Origin of the sequence: Tabrizicola sp., assembly GCF_036781545.1 — a bacterium.
Taxonomy (GTDB): Bacteria; Pseudomonadota; Alphaproteobacteria; order Rhodobacterales; family Rhodobacteraceae; genus Tabrizicola.
The window spans coordinates 1-9,392 of the sequence record NZ_DAIQAT010000134.1; the positions used below are offsets into that span (position 1 = coordinate 1).

Below are 9,392 nucleotides of genomic sequence, written 5' to 3' on the forward strand. Positions count from 1 at the left end.
CCAAGCAGATCGTCGAGGCGCATGGCGGGGTGATCTGGGCCGAGAACATCCGCCCCACCGCCGCCGACCCGACCTCGGACCCGCTGGGCGCGCGTTTCGTCGTCGGCCTGCCGGTGTGACGGGCGAAAGCGACATCCTTCATGCCAGCTGTGTCGCCGTCGAAGGCCGGGGCCTGCTGATCCTGGGGCCTTCGGGCGCGGGAAAGTCGGGGCTGGCGATCCGGCTGATCGCGCTGGGCGCGGCGCTGGTTTCCGACGACCGAACGCTTGTCACGGCAGAGGGCGGAGACCTGATCGCCAGTTGCCCGAGGCCGGCGCTGCAGGGCCTGATCGAGGCGCGCGGCCTTGGCCTGCTGCAGGCGCCCGTGGCCGACCGGGTACGGCTGGTGCTTGCCGTGGACCTGTCGCGGCCCGAGCCGGACCGTCTGCCGCCGTTCCGCACGGTCACAATTCTGGGAATGGCGCTGTCTCTTGTGCTGCACCCGCAGAATGACCATTTTCCCGGCGCGCTGATGCTCTATCTTCGCCACGGACGGCGAGCATGATCGCGCCGGACCTCCAGATGACACCTGACACCGCCCATGACCACCGCCTCGTCTTCGTCACCGGCCCTTCGGGCGCCGGGCGGACGACGGCGATCCGCGTGCTGGAGGATCTGGGCTACGAGGGTATCGACAACATCCCGCTGTCGCTGGTCCCCCGGCTGGTCGAGGGCGCGCCGCTGGGCCGCCCCATCGCGCTGGGGCTGGACGTGCGCAACCGCGACTTCAACGCCACGGCGCTGATCGAACTGATCGACAGCCTGACCCGTGACCCCCGCGTCGATCTTGAGGTTCTGTATCTCGACTGCACGCCCGGCGTGCTGATCCAGCGCTTTTCCGAAACCCGCCGCCGCCATCCGCTGGCCCCGAACGAGACCCCCGCGCAGGGGGTGGAACGCGAGATCGACCTTCTCGCCCCGATCCGGGTGCGGGCAGACCATCTGATCGACACCACGGAACTGACCCAGCACGATCTCAAGGCGGAACTGGCGGCGATCTTCGACATTACTCCTTTGGGGCGGCTGTCAATCTCGGTCCAGTCCTTCAGCTACAAGCGCGGCACCCCGCGCGGGATGGACATGATCTTCGATTGCCGGTTCCTCGCGAATCCGCACTGGCAGCCCGCGCTGCGGGCGCTGGACGGGCGCGATCCGGCGGTGGAAAGCTTCGTCCGCGCCGACCCGCGGTTCGATGAATTCTTCCGACGGGTGAGCGAGCTTCTGCTGTTTCTCCTTCCGGCCCATCTGGAGGAGGGCAAGGCCCATCTCGCCATCGGCTTCGGCTGTACCGGAGGGCAACACCGGTCGGTTGCCATGGCGGAAATGGTCGGTAAGGCGCTTGCAGAGGCAGGCTGGCCGGTGTCAAAACGGCACCGGGAACTGGAACGCAAGGCTGCCACGCAGCAGCCGGACGCAACGAAGGTGGCAGGCGCTTGATCGGTATCGTGATCGTGGCACATGGCGGTCTGGCGCGGGAATACCTCTCGGCGGTGGAGCATGTGGTGGGTCGGCAGGACGGGGTCCGCGCGATCTCCATCGAGGATGACCATGACCGTTCCGCCAAGCAGGCGGAAATCTGCGCCGCCGCCGATGCGGTGGATACCGGGCAGGGCGTGGTGCTGGTGACGGACATGTTCGGCGGCTCGCCCTCGAACCTGTCGCTGCCCGCCTGCGCCGCTTCTGGGCGCCGCATCCTTTATGGCGCGAACCTGCCGATGCTGATCAAGCTTGCCAAGTCGCGCGACCTGGGTGTTCCTGAGGCCGTGGCCGCCGCGCTGGATGCGGGGCGCAAATACATCAATTCGCTCGACCTTGGGGGCGGTGCCTGATCCATGTCCATCCGCACGCTGAAGATCATCAACGAAAAGGGCCTTCACGCCCGGGCCAGTGCCAAGTTCGTCGAGGTGGTCGAGGCGCATGAGGCCCGCGCCACTGTCGCCCGCGACGGGATCGAGGTTTCGGGCGATTCGATCATGGGCCTTCTCATGCTGGGCGCCTCGCGCGGCACGACGATCGACGTCACCACCATTGGCGAGGATGCGGAGAAACTCGCCGATGCGCTGGAGGCCCTTGTTGCGGCCCGGTTCGGAGAGGATTATTGAGGCGGATGCCCTGACTCGTTCCGGGCTGTCTCCGGGGATAGCCGTTTAGTGACCGACCACAGCCAGATCGCCACCGAGACGCCGTCGTCTGCGGCCGGTCCGGCTGAACGTCAGTACGACATGCGGCGGCTTTCCTATGCGGGAACCTTCAAGAACCCCTGGAAGGCCGGCACGATCCGCGTGCTGGAATGGCTGACCGCCAAGGTCCAGCTCCTGCGCCTGATCCGCAGCTTCGAAAAATCCGGCGCCCCGCACGGCGCGCCCTTCTGGCCCAAGGCGATCCGCCATATGGGCATTCGGATCGACACCCCGCCAGAGGAGATCGCCCGCATCCCGGCGACCGGCCCGCTGGTCGTGGTCTGCAACCACCCCTCGGGCCTGGTGGATGGCATGGTCCTGGCCGAGATGATCAACCGCGTCCGGTCCGACTTCAAGATCCTGACCCGCTCCTTGCTGACCGGCATCCCCGAGGTCGAGGAGTTCATGATCCCGGTCCCCTTCCCGCACGAGGACAACGCCCGCGAGCTGGGCTTGCAGATGCGGGAAGAAACCCTGGCCCACCTGAAGGCCGGGGGCGCGATCATCCTGTTCCCCGCGGGCAAGGTCGCGATGAGCGAAGACTGGTGGGGCCCGGCGGTGGAAGGCGAGTGGAACGTCTTCACCCACAAGATCGTGCGGTCGACGGGGGCCACGATCCTGCCGGTGTTCTTCCCCGGCCAGAACAGCCGGCTGTTCCAGATCGCCAACCAGCTGAGCGACACGCTGCGGCAGGGCTTGCTGCTGTATGAGATCAAGCGGTGCCTGTTCCGTCCGACCCGGCCGGTGATTGGCGAACCGATCCCGGCCGAGGAATTGACGAAGTGGGAGGGCAACCCGCGGGGGTTCCTGGCGTGGCTCAGGGAGCATACGCTGGCGTTGAAAAGCGCTGCGTGACGTCACGCGCCCTTTCCGTGGCGCGTCTGCATTCCCCTTCACTCTGCAAGCCGGTGCAAGAAAGACCGGGACTGCGCTTGCCTTAACGGCATGTTAAGTCAGAGGCTGCAGACCCGGGAAGACAGCCAGTATCGGAGACCGCATGCAGACTCGTGCCGCTTTGCTTGCGCCGGGCGATCCAGCCCCGGGGTTCGTCCAGCGCAATGGCGCTCAACCCCGCTTTACATTTGACGGTGCGGCCGGGCGCTATCTGGTGCTGTGTTTCTATGGCGCGGGCGCCCAGCCGCATAGCCAGGCCCTTCTGGCGGCGGTCGAGGCGCGGCCGGACCTTTTCGACGACCGGCACGCCGCGTTCTTCGGCGTCAGCATCGACCCTGCGGACGAGGCGACGGGCCGCATCGCCAATCGCTATCCCGGCTACCGGCACTTCTGGGACTTCGATCTTTCGGTGTCGCGGCGGTACGGGCTTGTCCCGGAAACCGCCTCGGCCGCGGCTGGCCAGGTCAGTCTGCACCGCCTCTGGGTGGTGATCGACCCGACGATGCGGATCATCGCGGTGATCCCGTTCCGCGACGATCAGGGCGACATCGCCGAGGCGCTGGATCTGGTCGCAGCCCTGCCGCCGCCCGACCGTCATGCCGGGTTCGAGATCATGGCCCCCGTACTGGTGCTGCCCAGGGTGTTCGAGCCCGACTTCTGCCGCAAGCTGGTGGACCTCTACGACGCCACCGGAGGCGAGGAAAGCGGCATCATGCGCCAGATCGGTGGCCGGACCGTCGGTGTCCATGATCCCAGCTTCAAACGGCGCCGGGACCATACGATCACCGATCCCGCGCTGATCTCGGCGCTGCAGGCCCGCATCCTCCGCCGGGTCGTGCCCGAGATCGCCAAGGTGCACCAGTTCCGCGTCACCCGGATGGAGCGCTATCTCGTCGCCTGCTATGCCGCCGACGAGGGCGGGCATTTCTCGCCGCATCGCGACAACACGACCACCGGGACCGCGCATCGCCGCTTTGCCGTCTCGGTGAACCTGAATGACGATTTCGAGGGCGGCGAGGTCAGCTTCCCGGAATATGGCCCGCGCTCGTTCAAGGCGCCGGTGGGCGGGGCGGTGGTGTTTTCCTGCAGCCTTCTCCATGCGGTCGGCAAGGTGACGCGGGGCCGGCGCTATGCCTTCCTGCCTTTCGTCTATGACGAGGATGCCGCGCGTCTGCGCGAGCAGAATGCCCGCCTTGCCGAGGGTGAGGGATCAGCAGAACCCACTCAGCGGGTCGGCACCGGAACCTCGCCGCGATAGTCGTAGAAGCCCCGCTGCGTCTTGCGGCCCAGCCAGCCGGCCTCGACATATTTGGTCAGCAAGGGGCAGGGCCGGTACTTGGTATCCGCCAGCCCCTCGTGCAGCACGTTCATGATCGCAAGGCAGGTGTCCAGCCCGATGAAATCCGCCAGCTCCAGCGGCCCCATCGGGTGATTGGCCCCCAGCTTCAGCGACTCGTCGATCGACTTCACCGAGCCCACGCCTTCGTACAGCGTATAGACCGCCTCGTTGATCATCGGCATCAGGATGCGGTTGACGATGAAGGCCGGGAAATCCTCGGCCGAGGCGGCGGTCTTGCCCAGTTTCTCGACCACCGCGTGCAGCGCCTTGTAGGTCGCGTCGTCGGTGGCGATGCCGCGGATCAGCTCCACCAGCTGCATCACCGGCACCGGGTTCATGAAGTGGAAGCCCATGAACTTTTCCGGCCGGTCGGTGCGCGAGGCGAGGCGCGTGATCGAGATAGACGAGGTGTTCGAGGTCAGAATCGTGGACGGCTTCAGATGCGGCAGTAGGTCCTCGAAGATCGCCTGTTTCACCGTCTCGCGCTCGGTCGCGGCCTCGATGATCAGGTCGCACTGGCCAAGGTCGGCAAGCTTCAGCGTGGTTCTGATCCGGCCCAAGGCCGCACGCTTGTCGGCGGGCAGCACCTTCCCGCGCGAGACCTGGCGTTCGATGTTCTTCTCGATGGTGACGAGCGCCTTGGCCAGGCCTTCCTCCGAGATGTCGGTCAAGAGTACGTCGTAGCCCGCCAGCGCGAAGACATGGGCGATGCCGTTGCCCATCTGCCCGGCGCCCACCACGCCCACCAGCTTGATCTCCATCGCCTGCACCTCCATCTGTCGCCCCCGGTTATGCCCGGCTGGCCCCCCCGGCGCAAGGCACGGAGGAAATGGCTAGACCTTTAGCCAACCGCCCGATTTTAGCCATTCGGCAACCACTCCCGGCCAGACTTTGCCTTGGGTTGACTGCAATCGGGTGTGTGATGCTGGTTCTGGATGCGGGCGCGCGGGCGCCCGACTATGCGCCATGCCGCTATGGCGCGTCGAAATCGCTGTTCCGGGGGCCGGGGCGTGACCTGTCGCGGCCCTACGTCGCGATGCTGGGCGGCTCGTCGACCTTCGGCAAATATGTCGACCGGCCCTATCCGGCGCTGGTCGAGGCGGCGCTGGGGCGGCCGGTCGCGAATCTGGGCGGGCTGAACGCGGGGCTGGACTTCTATCTCTCCGATCCCGCCACGCTGGACATCGCCTCTGGCGCCCGGGCCGCTGTGGTGCAGATCACCGGCGCGGAAGCCTTGTCGAACCCGTTCTATACCGTGCATGGCCGCCGGAATGACCGCTTCCTTGCCGCGACGCCCGCCTTGCGCGCGCTTTTCCCGCAGATGGATTTCGCCGAGATCCATTTCACCCGCCACCTGCTGCAGGTCCTGCAGCGCAGCGATGCGGTGGCCTTCGGTCAGGTCGTTCGGGATTTGCAGCGGAACTGGCTGGCAGGGATGCGGCAGCTTCTGGCGCGGCTTCCTGCCCGCCGGGTGCTTTTGTGGCTGGCCGATACTGCGCCACGCGAACAGGCCGAAGGCCTTGACCTCGCGCCGCTCTTCATCGACCGGCAGATGCTCGCAGCGCTGACCCCTGAGGTCTCGGCCCTGATCCAAGCCATCCCCAGCCCGCGCGCCCGCGCGATGGCCCGCTTCGACATGACCTATCCGGAGACCGAGGCGGTTCAGGCCGCCTGCCTGCCCGGCGCGACGGCCCATGCCGAAGTGGCGGAACGCCTGACCCCGGTTTTGCAGCGCCTGATGTGAAAAGGGCCGCCCGAAGGCGGCCCGATCTCTGCGTGGGTGGGTGAAACCCACCGTCCGTCAAAGCTTCTCGATCATCTCCGGCACGGCGGTAAAGAGGTCCGCGACCAGCCCGTAGTCGGCGACCTGGAAGATCGGGGCTTCTTCGTCCTTGTTGATGGCGACGATGACTTTCGAATCCTTCATCCCCGCAAGGTGCTGGATCGCGCCAGAGATGCCGACGGCGACGTAGAGGTCCGGCGCCACCACCTTGCCGGTCTGCCCGACCTGCCAGTCGTTCGGCGCATAGCCCGAGTCCACCGCCGCGCGCGAGGCACCGACAGCGGCGTTCAGCTTGTCCGCCAGCTTCTCGATCAGCGCGAAGTCGGCCTGGCTGCCGACGCCACGGCCGCCCGAGACGACGATCCCCGCCGAGGTCAGCTCGGGACGGTCCGACGAGGCCACCTTGTCCTCGACCCAGGCCGAAAGGCCGCCGTCGACCGAAGCCGAGACCTTCTCGACCGGTGCGTTGCCGCCCTTGCCGGCCGCATCGAAAGTCGCGGTCCGCACGGTCAGCACCTTTTTCGCATCCGAAGACTTCACCGTCTGGATCGCGTTCCCGGCATAGATCGGACGCTCGAAGGTCGAGGCATCGACCACGCCCAGCACTTCCGAGATCACCATCACGTCCAGAAGCGCCGCGACCCGTGGCAGCACCGATTTCGACAGGGCACCCGAGGCGGCCACGATATGCTCGTAGTCCCCCGCCAGCGACACCACCAGCGCGGCGGTGGGCTCGGACATGCCATGGCAATAGGCGTGGTCGTCGGCGAACAGGACCTTGGCAACGCCGTCCAGCGTCGCCGCTTCCGCCGCCGCCGCATCGCCGCCGGTGCCCGCCACCAGCACCGTCACCGGGCCGAGCGATTTCACCGCCGTCAGGGTTTTCGCCACCTGGTCGGTCGCCAGTTTCCCGTCAACCACATCCGCCAGAAGAAGAACGGCCATCTCAGAGCACCCCCGCTTCGTCTTTCAGTTTCTGGATCAGCTCGTCCACCGAGGCGACCCGGACCCCGGCCTTGCGGCCCGCAGGCTCCACGGTCTTCACCACCGTAAGGCGGGGCGCGACGTCCACGCCGTAATCGGCGGGCGTCTTGGCGGCCAGCGGTTTGGCCTTGGCCTTCATGATGTTCGGCAGCGAGGCATAGCGCGGCTCGTTCAGGCGCAGGTCGACGGTGATGATCGTCGGCAGCTTCACCGTGATCGTCTGGAGACCGCCATCCACCTCGCGCGTGACTTTTGCGCTGTCACCCTCGATCGCCACTTCCGACGCGAAGGTCGCCTGCGACCAGCCCAGAAGGGCGGCCAGCATCTGGCCCGTCGCGTTCATGTCGTTGTCGATCGCCTGCTTGCCGGCAAGGACAAGACCCGGCTGTTCTTCCTTCACCACCGCAGCCAGCAGCTTGGCCACCGCCAGCGGTTCGATGTCGGTATGCACGTCCGCAGCCGCCTCGATCAGGATCGCACGGTCGGCACCCATGGCCAGCGCGTTCCGCAGCGTCTCCTGCGCCTGTTTCACGCCGATGGAGACGACGACGACCTCGGTCGCGATGCCCTTCTCCTTCAGCCGGATCGCCTCTTCCACCGCGATCTCGTCGAAGGGGTTCATCGACATCTTCACGTTCGCCAGATCGACACCCGATCCGTCCGCCTTCACGCGAACCTTCACGTTGTAGTCGATCACCCGTTTGACAGGCACAAGAACCTTCATGCAAGCAATCTCCAGTGATGGGGCGAAGCCCCGGCCAAGCTCTCGCGCCGGGTGTTACCGCAAGGTGCCCGCGGAAAACAGAGCAAATGCGACAGGAATTCGCGACAGGACGCCGCGTATTGATCGTGCGCGCCGATCAGCGGATCAGCGCGTCAGGCCGGGAACCCAGAGCACGTCGTCCTTGCCGTCGTCATTGGCGATGCGGCCTGCGACGAAGAACCAGTCCGACAGGCGGTTCAGATAGCGCACCGCTTCCGGGTTCACATCCTCGTCCGCCGCAAGTTCCACCACCAGCCGTTCGGCCCGGCGGCAGACGGTGCGGCAGAGATGCAGCTGCGCCGCCAGAACCGAGCCGCCCGGCAGGATGAAGCTGCGCAAGGGCGTCAGCCGTTCGTTCATCGCGTCGATCTCGCGTTCCAGCCGCGTGACCTGGCCCTCGATCATCCGCAGCGCCGGGTAGTCGCGCGTGGCATCCAGATGCCGGTCCGGGGTGCAGAGGTCGGCGCCCAAATCGAAAAGGTCGTTGGAAATGCGCTTCAGGGCTTCGCCCAGCTCGCCCTCGGCGTGGAGCCGGGCCAGGCCCACCGTCGCGTTGGTCTCGTCAACCGTGCCATAGGCGCTGACCCGCGGGCTGTGTTTCGGCACGCGCGTGCCGTTCCCCAGCGCGGTCTGGCCCGCATCCCCGGTCCGGGTGTAGATTTTCGACAGAACGACCATGGCTTACCCTCTCGACCGCAGCCAGGCGAAGGTCACGATCAGGACCACCGCGACGAATTGCACCCCGAGCCGCCAGCGCATGATCCGGTTGGCGTTGCGCTTGTTGAACTCGCCGCCCCTGGCAAAGGTGCCGATGCCGAAGAGCAGGATCGCCAGGACCACCAGACAGGCGATGGTCGCGAAGAGGAACAGCGGGTCGGAAAACATCGGCGACACTCCTTTGCCCCTGATCTAGGCGCACGCGGCCCGAAAGCGAAGCCAAATTTCCCGCGCTTCCGGCAAGTCCGAGAATTTCCGCAACGGCTTTTGCGGCTCAACCCTTGGAAATGACCCAATCCAGCGCCCTTGTCGGCAGGATCCGCCGGGCGAACCCCATCAGATAGGTGGGCGTTGTGACGAAGTAGCGCGGCTTCGGTAGTCGGTCCTCCAGCGCGCGGATCAGCTTCGCCGTCACCGCCTCGGGACCCAGTTCGAAGCGGTCTTTCTTCACCTTCTTGTCGTAGAGCCGCCCGCGCAAGCTGAGATACTGATCCCGCCGCGCCGAATGCTCCCAGTCGACCCAGCGCTCGAAATGCGGGATCGCATTCTCGCGGATCTTCGTCGCGATCGGCCCCGGCTCGATCAGGATCACCTCGATCCCGGTGCCCCGCATCTCGATCCGCAGCACGTCCGTCAGCCCCTCCATCGCGAACTTGGTCGCGACATAGGCCCCGCGCCAGGTCAGCCCGACCA

13 protein-coding genes are annotated in these 9,392 nt (G+C 66.4%); 7 read left to right on the forward strand and 6 right to left on the reverse strand.

Annotated features, from left to right (window positions below; genetic code table 11):
- The first annotated feature begins 115 nt into the window (after nt 1-115).
- From V7Q39_RS16170 to V7Q39_RS16195, 6 genes are all read left to right on the forward strand, one after another.
- A complete protein-coding gene (locus tag V7Q39_RS16170; protein ID WP_333817643.1) occupies nt 116-544 on the forward strand; it encodes an HPr kinase/phosphorylase in 429 nt (142 codons plus the stop codon).
- A 17-nt stretch (nt 545-561) separates the two neighbouring features.
- Complete coding sequence (gene rapZ, locus V7Q39_RS16175) at nt 562-1,476, forward strand: RNase adapter RapZ (protein ID WP_333817644.1); 915 nt, start codon at nt 562-564, stop codon at nt 1,474-1,476.
- The gene (locus tag V7Q39_RS16180; protein WP_333817645.1) at nt 1,473-1,868 is read left to right on the forward strand and encodes a PTS sugar transporter subunit IIA; all 396 of its coding nucleotides are present in this window, start codon (nt 1,473-1,475) and stop codon (nt 1,866-1,868) included. The genes rapZ and V7Q39_RS16180 overlap by 4 nt, the downstream gene beginning before the upstream one ends.
- Before the next feature lie 3 nt (nt 1,869-1,871).
- Entirely contained in the window at nt 1,872-2,141 is a 270-nt protein-coding gene (locus V7Q39_RS16185; RefSeq protein ID WP_333817646.1) for an HPr family phosphocarrier protein, read from the forward strand.
- 48 nt (nt 2,142-2,189) lie between these two features.
- Nucleotides 2,190-3,074 carry a lysophospholipid acyltransferase family protein gene (locus V7Q39_RS16190; protein WP_333817647.1) on the forward strand — a complete coding sequence of 295 codons (885 nt, stop codon included), beginning with the start codon at nt 2,190-2,192 and terminating at the stop codon, nt 3,072-3,074.
- Nucleotides 3,075-3,216: 142 nt separating this feature from the next.
- Nucleotides 3,217-4,371, forward strand: coding sequence for a 2OG-Fe(II) oxygenase (locus tag V7Q39_RS16195; protein ID WP_333817648.1), 1,155 nt, complete (start codon nt 3,217-3,219; stop codon nt 4,369-4,371).
- On the opposite strand, the gene V7Q39_RS16200 is transcribed toward V7Q39_RS16195, so the two are convergent.
- A complete protein-coding gene (locus V7Q39_RS16200; protein ID WP_333817655.1) occupies nt 4,338-5,213 on the reverse strand; it encodes a 3-hydroxybutyryl-CoA dehydrogenase in 876 nt (291 codons plus the stop codon). The genes V7Q39_RS16195 and V7Q39_RS16200 overlap by 34 nt on opposite strands.
- Nucleotides 5,214-5,374: 161 nt before the next feature.
- On the opposite strand from V7Q39_RS16200, the gene V7Q39_RS16205 reads away from it, so the two are divergent.
- Nucleotides 5,375-6,196: a DUF6473 family protein gene (locus tag V7Q39_RS16205; RefSeq protein WP_333817649.1), complete on the forward strand. Its 822-nt coding sequence runs from the start codon at nt 5,375-5,377 to the stop codon at nt 6,194-6,196.
- Between the two features lie 57 nt (nt 6,197-6,253).
- Here the strand turns inward: V7Q39_RS16205 and V7Q39_RS16210 are convergent, their stop codons facing one another.
- The 5 genes from V7Q39_RS16210 to V7Q39_RS16230 form a co-directional block, all read right to left on the reverse strand.
- A complete protein-coding gene (locus V7Q39_RS16210; RefSeq protein ID WP_333817650.1) occupies nt 6,254-7,180 on the reverse strand; it encodes an electron transfer flavoprotein subunit alpha/FixB family protein in 927 nt (308 codons plus the stop codon).
- 1 nt (nt 7,181) lies between these two features.
- Nucleotides 7,182-7,943, reverse strand: coding sequence for an electron transfer flavoprotein subunit beta/FixA family protein (locus tag V7Q39_RS16215; RefSeq protein WP_333817651.1), 762 nt, complete (start codon nt 7,941-7,943; stop codon nt 7,182-7,184).
- 144 nt (nt 7,944-8,087) lie between these two features.
- Nucleotides 8,088-8,660, reverse strand: coding sequence for a cob(I)yrinic acid a,c-diamide adenosyltransferase (locus tag V7Q39_RS16220; protein ID WP_333817652.1), 573 nt, complete (start codon nt 8,658-8,660; stop codon nt 8,088-8,090).
- Nucleotides 8,661-8,663: 3 nt separating this feature from the next.
- The gene (locus tag V7Q39_RS16225) at nt 8,664-8,867 is read right to left on the reverse strand and encodes a twin transmembrane helix small protein (RefSeq protein WP_333817653.1); all 204 of its coding nucleotides are present in this window, start codon (nt 8,865-8,867) and stop codon (nt 8,664-8,666) included.
- A gap of 106 nt (nt 8,868-8,973) precedes the next feature.
- Nucleotides 8,974-9,392, reverse strand: a 419-nt coding sequence (locus tag V7Q39_RS16230; RefSeq protein WP_333817654.1) for an SDR family NAD(P)-dependent oxidoreductase, incomplete at its 5' end; no start/stop codon positions are given.